The organism is Kosakonia arachidis (assembly GCF_900116535.1).
Taxonomy (GTDB): Bacteria; Pseudomonadota; Gammaproteobacteria; order Enterobacterales; family Enterobacteriaceae; genus Kosakonia; species Kosakonia arachidis.
Map to the genome: position 1 here is coordinate 1438266 of NZ_FPAU01000001.1, position 20122 is coordinate 1458387.

General features: G+C 54.2%; 20 protein-coding genes. 6 read left to right on the forward strand and 14 right to left on the reverse strand.

Features of this window, described 5'->3' with window-relative positions; genetic code table 11:
- Positions 1–3: 3 nt before the first annotated feature.
- Both curA and BM427_RS06965 read right to left on the reverse strand, forming a co-directional pair.
- Complete coding sequence (gene curA, locus BM427_RS06960) at positions 4–1035, reverse strand: NADPH-dependent curcumin/dihydrocurcumin reductase (RefSeq protein WP_090120356.1); 1032 nt, start codon at positions 1033–1035, stop codon at positions 4–6.
- Between the two features lie 67 nt (positions 1036–1102).
- Positions 1103–1678 carry a helix-turn-helix domain-containing protein gene (locus tag BM427_RS06965; protein ID WP_090120357.1) on the reverse strand — a complete coding sequence of 192 codons (576 nt, stop codon included), beginning with the start codon at positions 1676–1678 and terminating at the stop codon, positions 1103–1105.
- A 37-nt stretch (positions 1679–1715) separates the two neighbouring features.
- On the opposite strand from BM427_RS06965, the gene BM427_RS06970 reads away from it, so the two are divergent.
- Both BM427_RS06970 and BM427_RS06975 read left to right on the forward strand, forming a co-directional pair.
- Positions 1716–2231 carry a GNAT family N-acetyltransferase gene (locus tag BM427_RS06970; protein ID WP_090120358.1) on the forward strand — a complete coding sequence of 172 codons (516 nt, stop codon included), beginning with the start codon at positions 1716–1718 and terminating at the stop codon, positions 2229–2231.
- Entirely contained in the window at positions 2231–2680 is a 450-nt protein-coding gene (locus BM427_RS06975) for a DMT family transporter (RefSeq protein ID WP_090120360.1), read from the forward strand. The genes BM427_RS06970 and BM427_RS06975 overlap by 1 nt, the downstream gene beginning before the upstream one ends.
- Here the strand turns inward: BM427_RS06975 and BM427_RS06980 are convergent, their stop codons facing one another.
- Positions 2681–2914: a YdcY family protein gene (locus tag BM427_RS06980; RefSeq protein ID WP_090120361.1), complete on the reverse strand. Its 234-nt coding sequence runs from the start codon at positions 2912–2914 to the stop codon at positions 2681–2683.
- 10 nt (positions 2915–2924) lie between these two features.
- Positions 2925–4523, reverse strand: a complete 1599-nt coding sequence (locus tag BM427_RS06985; protein WP_090120363.1) for an ABC transporter substrate-binding protein — start codon at positions 4521–4523, stop codon at positions 2925–2927.
- Between the two features lie 278 nt (positions 4524–4801).
- On the opposite strand from BM427_RS06985, the gene BM427_RS06990 reads away from it, so the two are divergent.
- From BM427_RS06990 to BM427_RS07000, 3 genes are read left to right on the forward strand one after another with little or no spacing between them, the layout of a single operon-like run.
- On the forward strand, positions 4802–6148 hold the full coding sequence (locus tag BM427_RS06990; RefSeq protein ID WP_090120364.1) for an SrfA family protein: 1347 nt from the start codon (positions 4802–4804) through the stop codon (positions 6146–6148).
- A gap of 4 nt (positions 6149–6152) precedes the next feature.
- Entirely contained in the window at positions 6153–9134 is a 2982-nt protein-coding gene (locus BM427_RS06995) for a virulence factor SrfB (RefSeq protein ID WP_090120716.1), read from the forward strand.
- Positions 9131–11305, forward strand: coding sequence for a virulence factor SrfC family protein (locus BM427_RS07000; RefSeq protein WP_090120366.1), 2175 nt, complete (start codon positions 9131–9133; stop codon positions 11303–11305). The genes BM427_RS06995 and BM427_RS07000 overlap by 4 nt, the downstream gene beginning before the upstream one ends.
- Positions 11306–11361: 56 nt before the next feature.
- On the opposite strand, the gene BM427_RS07005 is transcribed toward BM427_RS07000, so the two are convergent.
- From BM427_RS07005 to BM427_RS07020, 4 genes are all read right to left on the reverse strand, one after another.
- Positions 11362–12123, reverse strand: coding sequence for an alpha/beta fold hydrolase (locus BM427_RS07005; protein ID WP_090120367.1), 762 nt, complete (start codon positions 12121–12123; stop codon positions 11362–11364).
- 66 nt (positions 12124–12189) lie between these two features.
- Positions 12190–12363 (reverse strand): GhoT/OrtT family toxin, encoded by a 174-nt coding sequence (locus tag BM427_RS07010; protein WP_090120717.1) that lies wholly within the window; start codon positions 12361–12363, stop codon positions 12190–12192.
- Positions 12364–12576: 213 nt separating this feature from the next.
- Positions 12577–12750 carry a GhoT/OrtT family toxin gene (locus BM427_RS07015; protein ID WP_064569008.1) on the reverse strand — a complete coding sequence of 58 codons (174 nt, stop codon included), beginning with the start codon at positions 12748–12750 and terminating at the stop codon, positions 12577–12579.
- Positions 12751–12910: 160 nt separating this feature from the next.
- Positions 12911–13189 (reverse strand): hypothetical protein, encoded by a 279-nt coding sequence (locus tag BM427_RS07020; protein WP_425280065.1) that lies wholly within the window; start codon positions 13187–13189, stop codon positions 12911–12913.
- Positions 13190–13437: 248 nt separating this feature from the next.
- On the opposite strand from BM427_RS07020, the gene BM427_RS07025 reads away from it, so the two are divergent.
- On the forward strand, positions 13438–13875 hold the full coding sequence (locus BM427_RS07025) for an ECs1072 family phage-associated protein (RefSeq protein ID WP_090120370.1): 438 nt from the start codon (positions 13438–13440) through the stop codon (positions 13873–13875).
- Between the two features lie 55 nt (positions 13876–13930).
- On the opposite strand, the gene BM427_RS07030 is transcribed toward BM427_RS07025, so the two are convergent.
- The 6 genes from BM427_RS07030 to ydcS all read right to left on the reverse strand — a co-directional run bounded on the left by BM427_RS07030 (position 13931) and on the right by ydcS (position 19778).
- Positions 13931–14152, reverse strand: coding sequence for a hypothetical protein (locus BM427_RS07030; RefSeq protein ID WP_090120371.1), 222 nt, complete (start codon positions 14150–14152; stop codon positions 13931–13933).
- A 270-nt stretch (positions 14153–14422) separates the two neighbouring features.
- Positions 14423–15847 (reverse strand): aminobutyraldehyde dehydrogenase, encoded by a 1425-nt coding sequence (patD, locus tag BM427_RS07035; RefSeq protein WP_090120373.1) that lies wholly within the window; start codon positions 15845–15847, stop codon positions 14423–14425.
- 24 nt (positions 15848–15871) lie between these two features.
- Entirely contained in the window at positions 15872–16678 is an 807-nt protein-coding gene (locus BM427_RS07040) for an ABC transporter permease (protein ID WP_090120374.1), read from the reverse strand.
- A complete protein-coding gene (locus BM427_RS07045; protein ID WP_090120376.1) occupies positions 16668–17603 on the reverse strand; it encodes an ABC transporter permease in 936 nt (311 codons plus the stop codon). Before BM427_RS07045 ends, BM427_RS07040 begins: the two co-directional genes overlap by 11 nt.
- A 1-nt stretch (position 17604) precedes the next feature.
- A complete protein-coding gene (locus BM427_RS07050) occupies positions 17605–18618 on the reverse strand; it encodes an ABC transporter ATP-binding protein (protein ID WP_090120377.1) in 1014 nt (337 codons plus the stop codon).
- A 17-nt stretch (positions 18619–18635) separates the two neighbouring features.
- Positions 18636–19778, reverse strand: coding sequence for a putative ABC transporter substrate-binding protein YdcS (gene ydcS, locus BM427_RS07055; RefSeq protein ID WP_090120379.1), 1143 nt, complete (start codon positions 19776–19778; stop codon positions 18636–18638).
- Between the last annotated feature and the right edge of the window lie 344 nt (positions 19779–20122).

A 20122-nucleotide genomic window follows, 5' to 3' on the forward strand; every position in this document is an offset into this window, starting at 1 on the left:
GCATTATGGTCCAACTTGCACGACGACTTTGCCAAAGTTTCGACCTTGCAGCATACCGATAAATGTCTCCGGTACTTGCTCAAGACCTACTGTGAGTTGTTCACGATAGTGAATTATTTCCTGTTTTACCCATTTCCCCATTTCTTGCTGGAATTCGTTAATTCGGTGACCGTAATCCTGCGAAACAATAAACCCCTGCAACCGAATTCGTTTTTTAAGCAGCGTTGCCATTAATAACGGAATACGATCCGGGCCATCAGGAAGTTCAGTGTCGTTATAACGGCTGACTAATCCGCAAAGCGGAATTCGTGCCAGCGTATTTAATAAGGGCAGCACAGCATCAAAGACTTTGCCGCCGACATTTTCGAAATAGATATCGATCCCTTGCGGGCAGGCTGTCGCCAGTTGTTCGGCAAAATCCTCCGCATGATGGTCGAGACAGAGATCAAAACCGAGCACCTCCACGGCATGGCGACATTTCTCTTTGCCCCCGGCGACCCCGACAACACGACAGCCCTTAATTTTACCAATCTGCCCGACCGTTGCGCCGACCGGGCCGGTTGCCGCGGCAACGACCAGCGTTTCCCCTGCTTTCGGTTGACCAATATCAAGCAGCCCCATGTAGGCGGTAAACCCCGGCATACCGAGAATCCCCAGATACCAGGAAGGATGTTGTGGATCTTTACCAAGGTTTATCACATCGTCGCCGCTGGCAATGCTGTAATCCTGCCAGCCACTGTAGGCCAGCACCCAGTCACCTTCGGCAAAATCCGGATGCAGTGAACTGACCACGCGGCTGACTGTCGCGCCGCACATCACTTCGCCAATTTTTACTGGCGGCGTATAGGATGGCGTATCGCTCATACGGCCGCGCATATAGGGATCTAACGAGAGGTAAACAGTACGCAGTAGCACTTGGCCTTCGCCGGGTGTCGCGATGTGATCCTCTTCAAAGCGGAAATTGTCGTTAACTGGTGCACCATGTGGGCGGGATGCCAGCACCCAACGGCGATTGTGGTGAGAAGATTGGTTCATCGTGCTCTCCTGTGCATGAAAGACTAACTACTGATACTAGTCGTTTCCTGCCAGCAGTGCGTTAACATTATGTTCCTGCGTGGTTGAGTCGCACCACCAGATAGCGGCAAGGCGCGCTGCTCTCGTTGATGAAGCGGCAATCGTTTGGCGGCCCGAGTTCCAGGCAATCCCCTGCTTTCATTTCGTGCCGCGTATCGCCTTCGACAAACACCAACTCGCCTTCCTGCAACCAAATTAATTGCCGCGCCAGCGCGTAAGAGGAAGCGGGCATCGGAATATCGCTGCCAGTTGGCAGATCGATTTGCACCAGGTCGATAGGCAGATCGCTACGCGGCGAAATGTGGCGGCGCAGGTAGTGGCTTTGCGGATCGTGCCATACCGGCTGATCGGCATAGCGCAGCAATTTCCCTTCCTGCATTTCGGCGCGAGCAATTAATGTCGACATACTAATGCCGAACGCGCCGGAAAGCCGCGCCAGCAGCGCCGCCGTTGGGCTGCTCTCGCCACGTTCGATTTTGTGGATCATCGCCCGCGAAACGCCCGCGCGTTCGGCCAGCTCGCTTAATGACCAACCGCGGGATTCACGTTCCACGCGAATTCGGGCACTGATCCGTTGATTTATATTGTCTGAGATAGTATTCATATCGTAATACTATAGTGTACAAATTTGAGGTTCAACCATGAATGTTCGTTTTGCCGGGAAAGACGATTGTGCCGCCATTGCGGAGATCTACAACCATGCAGTGGTGAATACCGCCGCCATCTGGAACGACCAAACGGTCGATACCGGGAACCGCATTGCCTGGTTTGAAGCGCGCGCTAAACTGGGTTATCCGGTACTGGTCAGTGAAGAAAATGGCGTGGTCACCGGTTACGCTTCGTTCGGTGACTGGCGCGCTTTCGATGGTTTTCGCCACACCGTTGAACATTCGGTATATGTTCACCCCGAACATCAGGGCAAAGGTCTCGGGCTGGCGCTGATGAAACGCCTGATTGAAGAAGCGAAACGCATTGGCAAACATGTGATGGTGGCAGGGATTGAGTCGCAAAATCACGGCTCAATTCATCTGCACAGTAAACTTGGTTTTGTCACGACCGGGGAAATGCCGCAGGTCGGTACCAAGTTTGGCCGCTGGCTTGATTTAACCTTTATGCAGTTACAGCTTGATAACCGTACCGATCCGGATGCTATCTAATGAACCAGTCGTTGACACTCACCTTTCTGATCGCTGCCGGGATTGGCCTGGTGGTGCAAAACACGCTGATGGTGCGCATTACCCAGTCGGCCTCGACGATCCTTATCGCCATGCTGCTCAACTCACTGGTGGGTATTGTACTGTTTGTCTCGATATTGCTGATCAAGCACGGGATGAGTGGGTTTCAAGAACTGTATGACAGTGTGAAGTGGTGGACATTAATTCCAGGTCTGCTGGGTTCGTTTTTTGTCTTTGCCAGCATCAGCGGTTATCAGTACGTTGGCGCGGCAACGACAATTGCGGTTCTGGTGGCAAGCCAACTGATTGGTGGGTTGGTGATGGATGTGGTGAGGAGTCAGGGGATCGCGCTGCGGGCGCTGATTGGCCCGGTGTGCGGCGCGGTATTGCTGGTCATTGGCGCCTGGCTGGTGGCCAGACGCCAGTTCTGACTACAGGATTGAGCCACCTTTGGTGAGCTGGTCACGGCGCGCTTCCATATCTTCTTTATGCTGGCGGCCGTGATGCGCAATCGCCGTTCGCAAGCGCTGCTGCTGCGCGTAACGCTCTTCCCGGCTTAGCGCGGCGTCATTACTGAGTTCAACCAGTAATTCGTTCATCCCGATAATAACGCTCTGTTCAATGGCCGCATCGACGCGAGCGACAACCTCATCCAGATGTGACATATCCACTCCTTTAATTCAATTTCGCTTTTGAGAAATCACTCCCCATCAGGCTAACCTGGTAACCGGTCACGTTACTACGCGTGGCGTAGAAGGTTTTGCCGTTCGCCAGCGTAATCCACGGCGCCTGCTGGTAGAAGATATCCTGCGCCTTGTCGTACAGTTTGGCGCGCGCTGCCGGATCGCTGACCACTTTGGCTTTCTGCACCAGCTCATCATAGCCTTTATCGCACCAGCGTGCGGCATTGGAGCCGGTTTTGATGCTGTTGCAGCCAAGTAGCGTATCGGCGAAGTTATCCGGGTCGCCATTATCCGACATCCAGCCGAACAGTGCTGTATCGTGCTCGCCTTTACGCATTCCGGCCAGATACTCACCCCATTCGAAAGAGACAATCTTCGCTTTCACACCCACTTTCGCCCAGTCGCTCTGAATCATCTCAGCGATACGGCGCGAGTTCGGGTTATACGGACGTTGTACCGGCATTGACCACAGTGTGGCTTCAAAGCCTTTCTCCAGACCCGCCTGTTTCAGCAGCGCTTTGGCTTTTTGCGGATCATAGCTGTAATCCTGCAGATCTTTGTTATAGCCCAGCATATTTGGCGGCAATGGCGATTTCGCCACGCTGCCGGAGCCGAGGAATACGGCGTTAACAATCGCCTGTTTATCGGTAGCGTAATTCAGCGCCTGACGCACCAGTACGTTATCAAACGGTTTTTTCTCGGTGTTAAACGCCAGATAACCGACGTTCAGCGCATCAATGGTATGCAGCGTTAAATCTTTATTCTTTTTGATCTGATCGAACTGCACCGGTGACGGTGCCGGAATGATCTGGCACTCGTTGGTTTGCAGCTTAGCCAGGCGCGTCTGCACGTCAGGGGTGATAGAGAAAATCAGATGTTTGGTCGGCACCGGACCTTCCCAGTAGTTCGGGTTGGCAAGGTAGCGGATTTGCGCATCGGTTTTATATTGCTGCAACACATAGGGGCCGGTACCGATTGGCCAGTTGTCGACGTTTTCCGGTGTGCCTTTTTTCAGCATTGCATCGGCGTATTCTGCTGAAAGAATAGAGGCGAAATCCATCCCCCAGTCGGCAAGAAATGCGGCGTTAGGCTCGTTCAGCACAAACTGGACGTGGTAATCGTCCACCTTTTTCACCTCTTTGATCAGCTTATCAAGGCCGACATCGGTGAAGTATTCGTAATTACCGTGCGAAACATTGTGATACGGGTGTTTCGTGTCCATCTGTCGCATGACGGAGAAAATGACGTCATCGGCGTTGAAATCGCGCGTCGGTTTAAAATATTTATTGCTGTTGAATTTAACTCCCTGACGCAGCGTAAACGTCCAGGTTTTCCCATCTTCCGACACTTTCCACTGCGTCGCCAGCGACGGAATCGGGATATTTTTCACCGGATCGAAGGTGACCAGGCGGTTATAAAGCACCTGCGAGCTGGCAACAAAAGTAGGGCCAGAACTGGCAATTTGCGGGTTAAAGGATTCAGGCGACGCTTCGGAGCAGTAAACGATGGTGTCGTTAGACGCTGCCCACGCAGCGCTTGCCGGTAACAGAGTGCTCAGCGCGAGGGCGAGCAGCGTTTTCCCTGTAGACATTATCAGGACCTTTTTATTTATATGGAGTAGTCATCTCAGCACAGCTCAGGTGAACTGGCAAACAGTCATTCTCTATCAGGTTATGCTAAAGCAGTTGATTTCGCTGAAATATCAACCATCCTTACGATTAAAATTTATCTTAAATAATTATCACGGCGTCAAGTCTGTTTGATGTTATCTATGCATCGAGAATTCAATGGTTTTGCGGTCTCCTCTTCCTTTTGCAGACGACAAGTTTGCGTATAGTAGACGCGTAAAGAAGCCTATGGGATGAAAACGTGGCAAAAACTCTCTTACGCAGCGGCGATCTGGATGATTTCCAGGCCGTGGGCGGCGGCGGTCAGGCCGTATTTGATTCGGCGTTACAAATTCGTGAAGCACTGCGTCTGCGCAAACAGCAAGCACTGGTTGACTGTCTGGCAATACCCCAGGTCAATGATGAAGGCGATCGTGTCGACTGGTACTCACCTGTCGATGGTCGTCCGGTTTCATGGAAAGCCGCTGATGAAGAGGTGCGAAGCCGCGCCCGCGAGTACCTCGAAAAGACCCTCGACAGCGCTTATGCGCTGAGCCGCAAATGCCTGCAATCGCAGAAAACAGCGCAGCAGCTGTTTGGCTCGCTGCTGGAAAAAGCGTTGCAATTTCCCGGTGAAAACCACGTTTTCCTCGTCGATGGCAAGCCGGTGATCACCTTCTGGGGATTCGTCAACCTCAATGAAAGCGCCCGTGAAAATGTGCTCGATTGTCTGCGAGAACCGGAACCGGAAGTACCGGAAATTACCATGCTGCCGGAGCCGGAGGCAGAAGAAGCCCCTGCCGTTGAAGCCATCTTCAGCCAGGCGGATGCGCCGCTGTTAAGCCCGCCGCCAGAAATAAAATTGCAGCCTGAACCGGTTGAAGAACCGCCTGTGCAGGTCGCGCCGACGCCAGAACCCGCACCGGTTGCCCCGATGCCTGCAAAAAAACGCCGTCGCTATGGTCTGTGGGCGTTGCCGGTTGCGGCCGCAGTTGCGGCGGCTATTGCCACCCCGCTGCTGCTGAAGCAACAAGAAGTTCCGGCTCCCGCGCCGGTGGTCGCAAAAGCTGAACCTGTCGAGATTGCGCCGCCCGCCATGCAGGCTGCGCCAATTCCTGCACTGACGGCGAAGCTGCCGCTGCACCAGGCAGAAGTCTCTGCCCCTGTCGAAACCGTGGCCGAGAAATCCCCAGAAAAAGAGTCCGTGGTGATTTCCGCCATTCCGAAAGGCGCGCTGGTAATGGATGCTGTCGAGGTGAAAATCGGTTCAACCAAATTCCTTAACGGTAGCTGGCGCGTTGATCTGGATGTCAAAGATCCAGTGACTAACAAAGCGCCAGTGGTACGTTACCAAATCCAGAACAACAAAGGTTCTGCGCGCATTGTTCACGGTAAGAACATTACCTGCCGCGCGGAGATCTTCTCGGGCCTGCACGGAACCGGCGAACTGTCGGTTAAAAGTCGCGGTAACGCACGGTGCAATGACGGTACCCGTTACCCGATGCCGGATATTTCCTGTAAAGCAGGCAGCAACGACGTAGCCGTGTGCAGCGCACGTTTTGACGCCCAAACCACCGTTCCGGTGACGTTCAGAAAAACAGGTGACTGAGTTTATGCTGGTTAATCTTTGCGACTACAAACAGAGCGTGACGCTGATTGCCAACAGCGGCGTGCAGTTTCTTGATTTTGGCGTGACGCCGCAGGATTCGGCGAACAGCGGCCGTTTTGTGCGTAAAACGACCAATGGACCGTTGCTGCGGCTCGATTTTGATGTGGTGAACGAGCGTTATACCCTGCCGAACCGTGATGGCGGTCAGCCGGAAGTGGTCAAGCCTGAAAGCACCCACTCGTTGCAGTATTCGCTGTCGATCCTGGATGGCGTCTGGCTACCGGTGCCTTTTTTGCGCTTTAACCCGCCGCGTACTTTTGTTGAAGGGCCGGATAACTGGGCGCGGATACAGATTCGTAAATTGAGCGAACCGGATAGTGCGGGTAATACGCACCGCATCGCACTGGCGCTCGACAGCCAGATCAACGACAACTCTCCGGCTTCTCTGGCGCCGCTTGAGAACGATATCCTTAACGGTACGCGCTTTGCGCTGGCCTGGCAGGATGATGAAGTCGCCGATTTCCTCGATCAAACCTGGGTTGACGGCTGGCTGCGGGAGGCCTTCTTACACTTTATTTCTCAGCATGAAAGCCGCAGTGAACGTGAGATAACACAAGCGCTGCGCGGTTTTGAATACCAGGCACACTGGCTTAATCTGATGACCCTGCTCGGCTCGCAATTGCAGGTGCCGGAAGTCAAAATTGTCACCCACACGCTGAGCACCCCGGCGATTCCGGTCGATCTGATTCTCGATGTCGGTAACACCCATACCTGCGGCGTGATCATTGAAGATCATGGCGATGCCAACGATGGTTTACGCCAGACGGCAGAGCTACAGGTGCGATCGCTCAGCGAGCCGCAATTTCTTAACGAACCGTTATTTACCAGCCGTCTGGAATTTTCAGAAGCACGTTTTGGTAAGCAGCACTTCTCAGTGGAGAGCGGGCGCGAAGATGCCTTTATCTGGCCGTCGATTGTGCGCGTCGGCGATGAAGCGCGCAAACTGGCGATGCAGCGAGTCGGTACTGAAGGCAACAGCGGGATCTCCAGCCCGCGCCGTTATCTGTGGGATGAAACGCCGGTGTTGCAGGACTGGCGATTTAGCCAGATGAACAGCAAAACACAGCGCGAACCGCTGGCTACCGCTTTCCCGCTGATGAACCTGATGAACGATGAAGGCCAACCGCTCTACAGCCTGCCGCTGGATGAGCGTTTGCCGGTCTTCTCACCGCAGTATAGCCGCAGCACTCTGATGACCCACATGTTGTGCGAATTGCTGTCGCAAGCACTGGGGCAAATCAACAGCGTGGCGACGCGTTTGCGCCTTGGTTTCCCGGCGTCTCCGCGCCAGTTGCGCACCATTATTTTGACCCTGCCTTCCGCCATGCCGAAACAGGAGCGTGAAATCTTCCGCCGCCGCATGTTTGAAGCGATCGCACTGGTGTGGAAAGCGATGGGCTGGCATCCCCAGGATGAAGACTTTGCCAACCGCAAGCAGCAAGAAAAGAGCGTGGTGCCGGTTCCGCATATTCAGATGGAATGGGACGAAGCGAGCTGCGGACAACTGGTGTGGCTGTATAATGAAGCGATCTCCCGTTTTGCCGGGCAGACGGAAACCTTTTTTGCCTCCCTCGCCCGCCCGGATCGCGCAGAAGCACCCGGTGCCGTGAAAGGCCGTTCGCTGCGCGTTGCCTCTGTCGATATTGGCGGCGGTACCACCGATATGGCGATCACACATTATCAGCTTGATGATGGCACTGGCAGTAACGTCAAAATCACCCCGCAACTGCTGTTTCGCGAAGGGTTTAAAGTGGCCGGTGATGACATTCTGCTGGATATTATCCAGCGCTGCGTGCTGCCTGCGCTGCAAACGCAGATGCAAAAAGCGGGCATCAGCGATGCGGCAGCGATTATGGCGACGCTGTTTGGCGACTCCGGGCGTATTGATACGCAGGCGGTTTTGCGCCAGCAGACCACGCTGCAACTGTTTATGCCGATCGGCCATGCGATCCTTGCCGCCTGGGAAGAGAGCGATATCAACGATCCGCTGGCCGGATTGCATGCGACCTTTGGCGAATTGCTCAAGCAACAGCCGACGCGCAATGTGATGAATTATCTGCGTCAGGCGATCGATCATGCCTTGCCGTCTGGCTCGGCTGAGTTCGACGTGCTTTCCGTACCGTTGCAGGTCAATTTCCGCGAATTGCAAGATGCGATGCTGAACGGTCAATTTACGCTTACCGCTCCGCTGCATGCCGTGTGCGAAGCCATTTCCCACTACAGTTGCGACGTGTTGCTGATCACGGGTCGTCCTGGCTGTTTACCCGGCGTACAGGCTCTGATCCGCCATTTACAGCCTGTGCCGGTAAACCGCATGATCTGGCTGGATAAATATCGTGTACATGAGTGGTATCCCTTCAGCCAGCAGGGCAAAATTGGTAACCCGAAATCAACTGCGGCGGTCGGGGCGATGCTGTGTAGTCTGGCGCTGGACCTGCGTCTGCCGCGCTTTAACTTTAAGGCTGCTGACATCGGCGCTTATTCCACTGTGCGCTACCTCGGTGTGCTGGATAACGTGGTTAATACGCTGCGCGACGAAAACATCTGGTATCACGATATTGATCTCGATAAACCGGGCGCCAAGCTCGATGCGAAGCTGCACTTCCCGCTGCGCGGCAATGTGACACTGGGGTTCCGCCAGTTAGCTAACGCCCGCTGGCCTGCCACGCCGCTCTATACGCTGAGCATTAACTCGCAGGATCTGGCGAAAACCATCGCTGGCGATGGCGTATTAAACGTGCGTCTTGCCTTTAGTGGCGGCAACAAACATCACGGCCCGGAATCCTTCACACTGAGTGAAGCCTGGTTGCAGGACGGAACGCCGGTGCCTGCCGACGCGTTAACTTTTAAACTGAATACGCTGGCCGACCGCCGCCATAGCGGTAGTCACTACTGGATCGACAGCGGGAGTGTGTATCTGAAATGAGTGCGAGCGTAAACACCACCCAGGCGTTGAGCGCATGGATTAACGAGAACCGAACACTTTCACCGCTGCTGGATGATGATGCTGACGCGCTGCTGGCGCGCCTGAATGCTGCCGCTGCCGGAGAAACCGCGCTGCGCGACGCCGTTGACGCGCCCTGCACCATCGGCCTGTATGGCCATTCGCAGGCGGCGAAAGCCCATCTGCTCGGCGCGCTGTGCGGCAGCGTTAACGGGCGGCTGGATGTGCGCCCGGGCGACAAAACACTGGATTATTTTACCCATATCAATCCGGGCCACGCACTGACCAGCATGGCGTTGCGTTTCAGCGCGGATCACTCGCCGATGGACGACAGTTTTCCGCTCTGTTTACGCATCATCAGCGAAGCCGAACTGGTGCAGTTGTTTATTGCCCATACCCAGCAGCAGCCTGAATTGCGCGCGGCCGACAAAGCGGTGATCGAAAGCCGGGTCGCCAAGTGGCGCGCCCTGCGCCAGCCGAATCCGGTACCAGGGATCACCGCCGATGAGATTGGTTGCATTGCCCGTTTCTGGCGTTCGATAGTACCTTCGTCGCAGCAGCAAATGGACGATGCGTTGTGGTATCAGTTTGCCAGCCTGCTGCCGCAACTGGATCTCAGTGCGCGTGCCAGCGCCTGGTCGTTATTATGGGGCGAGCAACACGAACTGACGCAGCAGTGGCTCGCGCTGGCGCACATCCTGCACCAGACGGGTAATGCAAGCGAGCTGGCCGCGCCATTAAGCGTTCTGGTCGATAACTTCGCCCTGCCGACAGAAGGATTTTTAACCCCGACGGAACCCGGCAGTGAAGAGATTCATGATGAAGTGGTGGTGCATCCCTGGGCCAACGATCAACGGCTCAATGCGGTCAGTATTCCGCTGGCGACGCTGGCGCTGATCACCCGCGAATTGGTGCTGCCGGTGGAAAACAGTGTGTTGCCATCTGTGGATATTCTTGATATCCCGACGCCCGGTCCGCAGGACGGTCAACCGCTGTGGCGCAGTAAATGCCGCTGGTTGCTGGAGAGCTATCGCCAACGTTTACAGCCAGACGTGCTGATGATCTGCAACGCCACGCTGGAGCGTTCGACCACGGCTGTCACTGCCCGTGCCCTGCTCAACTGGGTGAAAGAGACGCAATCGGGCCAGGAGGCCGCGCTGCCGGGCCTGGTCTGGGCTATTACGCCACATGATGCGCGTTTTACGCTGGCGCAGAACCTGGATGAAGCAGTCCAGCAGTTGATCGGCAAACCGGGCCAGCACTGGGGGACATTGCAGGCGCTGGATGCCAGCAGTCTGCAACGCCTGCTGGCATGGTTAGCGCAGGCCACTGCGCCGGAACTGCGGCAACAGCGTTTAAAAGCGCTGGCAGAGCGCCATCGTCATGCGCTGCGCGAACTGCTGCAAACATGGCTTGTCAGCCCGGAGAAAGACGCAGCCACCCAACGCACCCGCGCTGAAGCTGTTGTACGCGAACTGCAGGGGCAGGCCTCCCGTCATGGTGAATTGCTGGAAGGTTTGCAGCCGGATATGCAGCAGTTTGATACGCTGTGGAAAGTGCAGCAGCCGCGCGAAGAGAAAGTCAGCGGCCTGTTTAATGATGCAATCGATCTGTTTGCTGAATCGACGGATAACGCTGAACAGCAGTCGCAAAGCAAAGATATCGGTCAGCAGGCGCATGCGCTGTGGGTTAACCATGTCCGCCAGTGGAGCCGCAACGATGACAATGCCGCGCGTCTTGGGCTCAGCCCGACAGCCCTGCGTCAGATGGCGGAAATAGTGATTGTCAGTAGCTACCGCCTGAATTTGCCGGAGCAGCTGCAAGCCATCATGCAGCGTGATACCGCTTGTGCCGCACAGTTGCATGCCGCGATTGGCAACTTTGTCGCCTGGCTCGGTTATGCATCAGTGGCGGAAGCCGATCGCCCGGCCAGCCGCGTGCAGAAAGATCGCGCCATTTTCGCCATCGGTTCGGCGCAAGCGAGCAATACACGCTTAACCCGGCTGAGCGAGCAGCCGGTTCATGCCGCTACCCGCTATGTTTACGACTGGCTGGTGGCGCTCTATCACCGGGCAACGGAAAACATTGGCTACCGCCATCCACTGGATGTCACTCCGGCGGCGCGCAGGAAGCTAAAATCTTTACTGCAGTAAGCTAAAATAGATGCAGCCAAAACAGAAACCCGGCCGGTTTTACGCGCCGGGTTTTTTTATTCATGTTCAGTAATAAAGCGATTTAGCGTCTGCGCCAGTGCGCCGGGTTGCTCCCAGGACATCGAATGCCCTGCTTGCGCAATCACCTGTACCGGAATCCCCTGTTTTCGAACTGCCTCTTCGTCAGCATCCGGCAGCGAAAGCGCGCCAAAGATCAGCATTTTTGGCTGCGGGAAATTGACAAACAGCGTCATCCAGGTGGGCTCGATACCGTCGACCAGGCTTTTTGCCCCGCGCCAGACCGCCCAAGGTGCATTGCTTTGCAGGCATCCGGCCCATGCGGTTTTCTCCTGCGCAAGCATTGCCGCGTAACCGCTGGTGACAAATCCCGCTTCATCCTGGCTGGCAATCTGGCGGCTGAACATACCGCCGCCGGGATAGAAATTAGGTTCCGACACCGCCATTCCGTTTATTCGCGCGTCCATCTGCGTAGCCACCTCAATGGCGATGCTGCCGCCCATGCTATGGCCGTAGAGCCAGAAGGCCTGTAGATCGAGCTTATCCAGCAGTTCTACCACTACTTTCGCCTGTTCGCTGGTGCGATAAGAGAAACTGGCTGGCCGTTCGCTGTAACCACAGCCAGGTAAATCAATAAGGATGGCGCGCCTGCCGCAAAATGCGGGATCGGCGACTACTCTCGGGTATTCAAACGATGATGCGCAGCCCAGCCCGTGGATAAACACCAGCGGATCGCCGTGCCCCGGCAGATCGTGCCAACGCACCTGCCCCTGAGCATAACGTGAATAGAATGTGTTCATGAGGTTTCCCTTTTAGCGAAGTACTGTAATTATATACAGTATCACAATAAAAGGGAGCGATCGCAATCAAAAGAGTGAAAAGAGTAACGCGACCGGAAAGCTGATGGGCCAGGTGGCACCAACGAGTATTGCACTGAGGAGTCGGATTTTACGCTTGTCGCGGGCCAGAAAGTACGTTGCCACACCGGACAATCCCATCATGACAACGTAGAAGATAAGCAGTTTTGTATAGAGTTCCAACGTATGCCTCCTGTCCTTAGGTATACACAAAATCATTCACACTGCGTCGAGGCGGCAAGACTGCGCAGCCCCAGGAGCTTACATAAGTCAGTGACTGGGGTGCAAAGGCGAAGCCAACAAAGAGGCGGTTTGAAGGATAACTTGTATAAACATTCGGCTAACATGTTGCCCTAATTTTCAATAAGGTATCGTTTTATTGGTCACGCTTTATGATCAGAAAATCGAGAATAACAACGCTACGGGAAAACTCATTGGCCACGTAGAGCCGACCAGAAAGGCGCTCAGCAAGCGAATCCGTTTACGATCATGGGAAAGGAACCAGGTAATCAGAGCGCAAATCAACGCCATCACTGCGTAGAAAACCAACATTTTTTGATATAACGACATAACAAACATTAACCCGGAAGTAACAAAACGTGTGCAATATGCTCTAATTATTGATATCCATCAACTTTAATTAGTTTTGTAACAAGCCTCGCTATCGGTAATTTTGATTTAACTTACTGAAGAACGTAAAAAAGCCAGGATTTCACCTGGCCTGTTAATTTCACGGCTGCTGACGCTCGCGCCATGCTTTCACCTGCTCTTTACTGACATCGTCAGGATAACAAAGTGGCGAATACCCTCCCGGTTTGCTCCAGGCGCTTCGCCTGCCGCATGCACTGCCGTTGCGCGCCTGGTTGTACGGGCAGGCGCAGGTGCCGGGATATCGCGCAATAGATTCCGCAATGATCGCTTTTTTAACCTGTGCATCGGACAACGCTTGCGTTCTGGCAACCCCTTCTGTTGCGTCCAGCAATGAGATCGCAACAACCACCCCCCACATCATCGAACGAATTCGCATTTTTGTTATCCTGGAAAAGGTATGAATATACAGATTATTATTCTCAAAATTTGTCAATATTGATTAAAAACAAATTACGCTGGGCCATTTCTTTTTTATAGTGAGATTTAGCTTAAGTTTGAATTTACGGTTCAGCAACACTAACGCAAGTATCAGGAAATTTGGCGGCGCACAATCTTCTCTGATATTGTCTTTCTGCAAGGAATACTTCGGATCAACAAGGTAAGGTTATGCAGAAATATGACGACCTGTGGCAAGCCATAGAAGTTCGGGTGCGTGAAAACAATGACATAACGCACATCGATATGACCACTGACACGCCGCGCGGACAGGCGGCACGTCAGCGCATCGCGCAGATTTTTATTCTTGAATGCCTGCTTGCACGCCACCGTGAGAAGTACGCCAGCAGTTTTGTTCCGTTGGCAGGCGAAGAAGCGCTTTATCATTTGATTTTTAAACGCACCGGCTGGAAACCCTTTGAAGTAAAACAGTTATCCTTTATTGATACGCTGTTTGTGCTGGCAGAATTATTTCGTGATGAAAACTTGCCGACGGAAGTTCGTGCCGTTATTCGTTCTCAGGGTGTAAAAGATGAGTCCTGCCCGACCTATGATTTTTCAGAGAAAGATTGGGCACCGCGCGAGAATGAAGCGTTTTTAAAACGATAAGCAGACAAATTAATTAAATGATTAAAAAATAAGGGCTCGCACTGGAGCCCTTATTTTAATTAAGGGATGCGGAGACAATTTCACTGCTGGAAAGATTTTCCACGCGCGCAAAATAAAACTCTTCGCCTTCGCAGTAGTAGGTTTCGATGGGTAACAAACCGGTTTGCGTTCCGCGGCTACCGTTACCAGTAGCCCATGAGACGGCGGTTTCGCTATCATCAACCGTCAAAAACTCAGACGCGCCCCCGGGTACGAGCACGACCACGATTTTACTCATTATGGGTTTTCCCCTGCCTGTTTTTTATAAAAAAGCCAGCTATTATCTTCTGTCGCAATGACTATCTGTTTTCTGTCATATGACATTCATATGACAGGCAGAAGAAATGCCGGTGTGCGGTATTATTTGATTATGATATTTCACCACTCCGCTGATGGCTGAATATTATTAAATCAGTTTTCCATAAATAACAACACAGATAATTTATCTATGAGATTTGCCTCATCGTTCGTAAGATTTTTAAAAGCCTTCCATGGCCTTATTCCGTGACTAATGTTTGATCATTACGTGACGAACAACCGTGTAATCTTCCAGCCCATACAGCGACATATCTTTGCCATAACCAGAGCGTTTCTGGCCGCCGTGCGGCATTTCGCTGACCAGCATAAAATGGGTATTCACCCAGGTACAGCCATATTGCAGACGCGCACTTAAGCGATGCGCCCGCCCGACATCACGCGTCCAGACTGATGATGCCAGCCCATACTGTGAGTCATTCGCCCAGCCCAGCACCTGCTCTTCATCATCAAACACCGTTACGCTGACCACCGGGCCAAACACTTCGCGCTGCACAATGGCATCTTCCTGTTTCGCCCCAGCCAGCAAGGTTGGCTGATAGTAATATCCTGCGCCCTCGCCCTTTTTCCCGCCGGTGACCACGCTGATGTGGCTCAGCGCTTTTGCCTCTTCAACGGCTTTACTGACACGTGCCAGATGGGCGGCAGAACTCAACGGCCCCAACTCGGTACTTTCCTCTTCTGGCGGACCCATTTTCAGGCTGGAGACGGCAGCACCGAGTTTTTCTACCAGCGCGTCGTAGATCCCTTTTTGTGCGTAAATCCGGCATGCTGCGGTGCAATCTTGCCCGGCGTTATAAAAACCAAAGGTGCGCACGCCCTCCACCACAGCGTCGAGATCCGCATCATCAAACACAATGACCGGCGCTTTGCCACCCAGTTCCATATGGGTGCGCTTAATTGACGACGCAGTATGGCCAATAATGTGTTCGCCGGTGGCGATCGAACCGGTGAGTGACACCATACGTACTTTTTCGTGGCCGGTTAACGGGTCACCGACTGTCTGACCGCGACCAAACAGCACATTCAGCACACCAGCCGGGAAGATATCTTTTGCCAGTTCGGCCAGTTTAAGCGCCGTCAGCGGGGTAATTTCCGACGGTTTGATCACTACGCAGTTACCCGCCGCCAGCGCCGGACCCAGTTTCCATGCTGCCATCATCAGCGGGTAGTTCCAGGGTGCAATCGATGCCACCACACCCAGCGGATCGCGGCGGATCATCGACGTATGCCCTTCCAGATACTCTCCGGCCGCCAGCCCGTTCAGGCAGCGCGCCGCACCGGCGAAGAAACGGAACACATCGACTACCGCGGGAATTTCATCATTCAGCACGCAGTGGTAGGGTTTGCCGCAGTTGAGAGATTCAAGTTGCGCGAAGGTTTCAGCGTTATCCTCAATTACCTGAGCCAGTTGCAGCAGACATTCAGCCCGCGCTTTCGGCGTGGTTTGTCCCCAACTGGCAAATGCCCGATCGGCTGCCTGAACAGCCGTATCGACCTGTGCGGCGGAGGCTTCGGCGATCTCCAGCAACATCTCGCCGGTGGCCGGGTTGTAGACCGCCTGTTTCTCGCCTTCGCCGTTAACCAGTTCTCCATTGATAAACAAGTGATGTTGCATAGTTCTGTCCTTCAGCTTGGTGTGTTATTTGCCGGTTCCGGCAACGGTGTCGGTATCACGTGTCAGCCACCAGGCACCGAGAATGGGTAACATCGTCGCCAGCATCACCAGCAGTGCCACCACATTAGTTACCGGCACATCGCGCGGGCGACCTAACTGGTTCAGTAGCCACAGCGGCAGAGTGCGCTCATGGCCTGCGGTAAAGGTAGTGACGATGATTTCGTCAAACGACAGCGCAAACGCCAGCATCCCCCCGGCCAGCAGAGCCGAACCGAGATTCGGCAGCACCACATAGCGAAAGGTCTGCCAGCCGTTAGCGCCCAAATCCATTGAGGCTTCCACCAGGCTCCATGAGGTGCGCCGGAAACGGGCGATGACGTTGTTAAACACCACCACCACGCAAAACGTCGCATGCCCGATCACAATGGTGAAAAAACCCGGCTCCAAATTGACCGCTTTGAAGGCAGTCAGCAGCGCCAGCCCGGTAATGATCCCTGGCAACGCTATCGGCAACAGCAGTAAGAGCGAGATCGCGTTCTTACCAAAAAACTCACTGCGCCATAAGGCCATTGCAGCAAGTGTGCCAAGAATCAAGGCGATAGCCGTCGCCAACGAAGCAATCTGTAGTGACAGTGTCACTGCATCAAGGATATCCCCGCGTGTCGCCGCGAGGCTGAACCAGCGCAGCGTAAAGCCCTGCGGCGGGAAACTGAATGCCGCGTCCTCGGTATTAAAAGCATAGATGGCAATAATCAATAGCGGGAAATGGAGAAAGATAACGCCGCCCCATGCGGCGATTTTGAGAAAAAACGGTGCGCGCTCAGAGTGCATCGAATGCTCCCAGACGTTTCACGAACGCCAGATAAAGGGCAATCAACACGATCGGCACCAGCGTAAAGGCGGCGGCCATCGGCATATTGCCAATCGCCCCCTGCTGCGCATACACCATGTTGCCAATGAAGTACCCCGGCGGACCCACCAGTTGCGGTACGATAAAATCACCCAGCGTCAGCGAGAAGGTAAAAATCGACCCGGCCGCCACGCCCGGAATGGCCAACGGCAACACCACATAGCGGAAGGTCTGGCGTGGATGCGCACCCAAATCGGCGGAAGCCTGCAACAGCGAGGGTGGCAGTCGTTCCAGCGCAGCCTGTATCGGTAAAATCATAAACGGCAGCCAGATATAGACGAACACCAGAAAACGCCCCAGCCCGGACGTGGAAAGCGTGTTACCGCCGATGGCAGGTATGGTCAAAAAGGTGGTTAAAATCGGCTCCAGCCCAAAGTGGCTTAAAAACCACTGTGCCACGCCATCTTTTGCCAGCAGCAGCGTCCACGCATAGGCTTTGACGATATAACTGGCCCACATTGGTAACATCACGGCGATATAGAAAAACGCCTTCCATTTCCCCTGCGCATAACGCGCCATATACCACGCCATCGGGAACGCGAGGATTGCGCTCGCCACAGTGACACTCATCGCCATCATCAGGGTGCGCACAATGATGTCGTAATTCGCCGGGTTGAACAGCGCTTGCAGGTTGGCCAGCGTTAAATCCTGCGTCACCGACATGGTGAAGTCGTCAAAGGTGTAAAAACCCTGCCACAGCAGTGTTAACAGCGAACCCAAATAGACAATGCCGAACCACATCAGTGGCCCCAGCAACAAGAGCAGCAGCCCAAGCAGCGGTTTGCGCCAGAACACCCCGCTCAGACTTGCACGTCGCCGGGCAGTTAACGGAATACTCATTGCCATTTCACCCCGCTCCCTGTAACGGTACCATCGCGTCCCGCGACCATGAAATCTGCACCTGTTGCCCCAACGTCAGCGTTTCCGTCAGCGACACGCCTGAGAGATTCGCCTGACTGACCAGCACTTTCTCCCCCTGCGCCAGCAGCAGTTCAAAACGTGTCGCAGCGCCCTGGTACTGCACCGCCTGCACCACAGCATTGACTTCAATTTCCCCTGGTGTATTCAGGCGAATATGTTCCGGGCGCAATGAAAAAGTGCCCTGCATACCGCACAGTTTGCTGGCAAGCGCTTGACTGAATACGTTTGACGTACCGACAAAACCGGCGACAAACGGCGTGCGCGGGCGCAGGTAAAGTTCGCGCGGGGTATCGATCTGCTCGATGCGGCCATTATTAAACACCGCCACCCGGTCGGACATTGACAGCGCTTCGCCCTGATCGTGAGTGACAAAAATAAAGGTGATGCCCAGATCCTGTTGCAGCTTTTTTAGCTCCAGTTGCATCTGTTCGCGCAGTTTCAGATCGAGCGCACCAAGCGGCTCATCCAGTAGCAAGACGCGCGGCTCGTTAACCAGCGCCCGCGCGATCGCCACCCGTTGCCGCTGCCCGCCGGAGAGTTGGGAAGGTTTGCGCGTGTGGACAAAGCCGAGCGCGACTTTTTCCAGCGCCTCACGGGCGCGGGCGTGGCGCTGCTTTTTGTCTACGCCTTTCACCATCAGCCCGTAGGCCACATTATCGAGAATCGACATATGCGGAAACAGCGCGTAGTCCTGGAACACGGTATTGACGTCCCGCTCCCACGGCGGTAGCTCGCTGGCTTCACGGCCAAAGATGCGGATTGCCCCACCACTCAATTGCTCAAACCCGGCAATCAGCCGCAGACAGGTGGTTTTGCCGGAGCCGGACGGCCCCAGCATGGAGAAAAACTCCCCGTCGTTGACGGCGATACTGACACGGTCAACCGCCCGGACGTCGCCGTATGACCGCGAAACATCCAGAAATTCGACTGCATAGGTCATACTTAGCTCCTTGCAGGTTAACGGCCACCCATAATGGCGATGTAATCCTGTGTCCAGCGGCTATATGGCACATATTTGCCACCTTCAGCAACCGGCGTTTTCCAGAAAGCGATTTTGTCAAAGAAGCGGTAACCGTTGGTTTCGCAGCCTTGTTCTCCCAGCAGCGTGCTGGCTTTACACCCTTCCGGCACGACCGGCAGCGAACCAAACCAGGCGGCCACGTCGCCCTGAACTTTTGGCGTCAGCGACCAGTTCATCCACTTGTAAGCACAGTTCGGGTGTTTTGCATCGGCATGCAACATCGTGGTATCCGCCCAACCAGTGACGCCCTCTTTCGGGAACACGGTGGCGATCGGCTGGTTTTCACCTTTCAGAGCATTAGCCTGATACGGCCAGGCGCTGGAGGCGACAACACCTTCGTTTTTGAAGTCGCTCATCTGTACCGTGGTGTCATGCCAGTAGCGGTGGATCAGCATGTGCTGATCGCGCAGGGTTTTCAGTACCGCCTGATATTGCGCTTCGGTGAGCTGGTACGGATCGTCAATGCCGAGTTGCGGCTGTGTGGCTTTCAGGAACAGCGCTGCATCGGCGATGTAGATCGGCCCGTCATAAGCCTGTACACGGCCTTTATTGGTTTTGCCATCCGGCAGGTTTTGTTGCACAAACACCACCGACCAGCTATCCGGCGGTGTCGGAAAGGTTTTGGTGTTATACATCAGCAGGTTCGGCCCCCACTGATACGGTGTGCCATACACTTTGCCGCCGACGTTAAACCACGCGCCGTTGACGAGTTTCGGGTCGAGGGTTTTCCAGTTCGGGATCAGCGCAGTATTAATCGGCTGCACGCGTTTCCCCATAATCAGGCGCAACGAGGCATCGCCAGAAGCGGTGACCAGATCGTAACCGCCTTTCGCCATTAGGCTGACCATTTCATCGGAGGTGGCGGCGGTTTTGACGTTCACCGCGCAACCGGTGTCCTTTTCAAAGGCGGTAACCCAGTCATATTGCTTGTCGGTCTGGCCGCGCTCGATATACCCCGGCCAGGCAATAATATCCAGACGACCTTCCCCTTTTCCCACTTCGGTGGGTTCGGCGGCATGCGCGACCATCATCGTCATGCTCAGCACACACAGACTGCTGCGGGCAAATTTCTTGCTCATTGTTTACTCCTGTCGCAATGAAAAAAGTGCGGCAGCCTTGCCGTAAATATATCTCCCTTAATAAAAATAGACGGCACGCGGACGGCCAGAATGTCACCAGACATAAATTTCACCAGGATGTGACACATAACGCATTGCGCTTCGAATGAAAATGGTAGTCGTCCGTCTTTTTTACTATAGACAAGGAGTTAGCTGATGTGCGGTTAATTTGTGTTGCTATTCACATTTCCTATGAATAACCAAAAGAAAAGCATAGAAAATAATGACGGCGTTCTTCAATTTTTTACCGTCACTATTTTTAAAACGAGAACAAGGTATTCAGGAAATAAGAATGGAATGCGCGC

Excerpts from the sequence above, each read along its gene's own strand:
- BM427_RS07045 (WP_090120376.1), bottom strand. The coding sequence starts at position 17,603 with ATGGCAATGAGTATTCCGTTAACTGCCCGGCGACGTGCAAGTCTGAGC.
- BM427_RS07015 (WP_064569008.1), bottom strand. The coding sequence starts at position 12,750 with ATGTCGTTATATCAAAAAATGTTGGTTTTCTACGCAGTGATGGCGTTG.
- BM427_RS06970 (WP_090120358.1), top strand. The coding sequence starts at position 1,716 with ATGAATGTTCGTTTTGCCGGGAAAGACGATTGTGCCGCCATTGCGGAG.
- curA (WP_090120356.1), bottom strand. The coding sequence starts at position 1,035 with ATGAACCAATCTTCTCACCACAATCGCCGTTGGGTGCTGGCATCCCGC.
- BM427_RS06975 (WP_090120360.1), top strand. The coding sequence starts at position 2,231 with ATGAACCAGTCGTTGACACTCACCTTTCTGATCGCTGCCGGGATTGGC.
- BM427_RS07020 (WP_425280065.1), bottom strand. The coding sequence starts at position 13,189 with ATGTGGGGGGTGGTTGTTGCGATCTCATTGCTGGACGCAACAGAAGGG.
- BM427_RS07050 (WP_090120377.1), bottom strand. The coding sequence starts at position 18,618 with ATGACCTATGCAGTCGAATTTCTGGATGTTTCGCGGTCATACGGCGAC.
- BM427_RS07025 (WP_090120370.1), top strand. The coding sequence starts at position 13,438 with ATGCAGAAATATGACGACCTGTGGCAAGCCATAGAAGTTCGGGTGCGT.
- BM427_RS07005 (WP_090120367.1), bottom strand. The coding sequence starts at position 12,123 with ATGAACACATTCTATTCACGTTATGCTCAGGGGCAGGTGCGTTGGCAC.
- ydcS (WP_090120379.1), bottom strand. The coding sequence starts at position 19,778 with ATGAGCAAGAAATTTGCCCGCAGCAGTCTGTGTGTGCTGAGCATGACG.
- BM427_RS07030 (WP_090120371.1), bottom strand. The coding sequence starts at position 14,152 with ATGAGTAAAATCGTGGTCGTGCTCGTACCCGGGGGCGCGTCTGAGTTT.
- BM427_RS06965 (WP_090120357.1), bottom strand. The coding sequence starts at position 1,678 with ATGAATACTATCTCAGACAATATAAATCAACGGATCAGTGCCCGAATT.
- BM427_RS06980 (WP_090120361.1), bottom strand. The coding sequence starts at position 2,914 with ATGTCACATCTGGATGAGGTTGTCGCTCGCGTCGATGCGGCCATTGAA.
- patD (WP_090120373.1), bottom strand. The coding sequence starts at position 15,847 with ATGCAACATCACTTGTTTATCAATGGAGAACTGGTTAACGGCGAAGGC.
- BM427_RS07000 (WP_090120366.1), top strand. The coding sequence starts at position 9,131 with ATGAGTGCGAGCGTAAACACCACCCAGGCGTTGAGCGCATGGATTAAC.
- BM427_RS07040 (WP_090120374.1), bottom strand. The coding sequence starts at position 16,678 with ATGCACTCTGAGCGCGCACCGTTTTTTCTCAAAATCGCCGCATGGGGC.
- BM427_RS06985 (WP_090120363.1), bottom strand. The coding sequence starts at position 4,523 with ATGTCTACAGGGAAAACGCTGCTCGCCCTCGCGCTGAGCACTCTGTTA.
- BM427_RS06995 (WP_090120716.1), top strand. The coding sequence starts at position 6,153 with ATGCTGGTTAATCTTTGCGACTACAAACAGAGCGTGACGCTGATTGCC.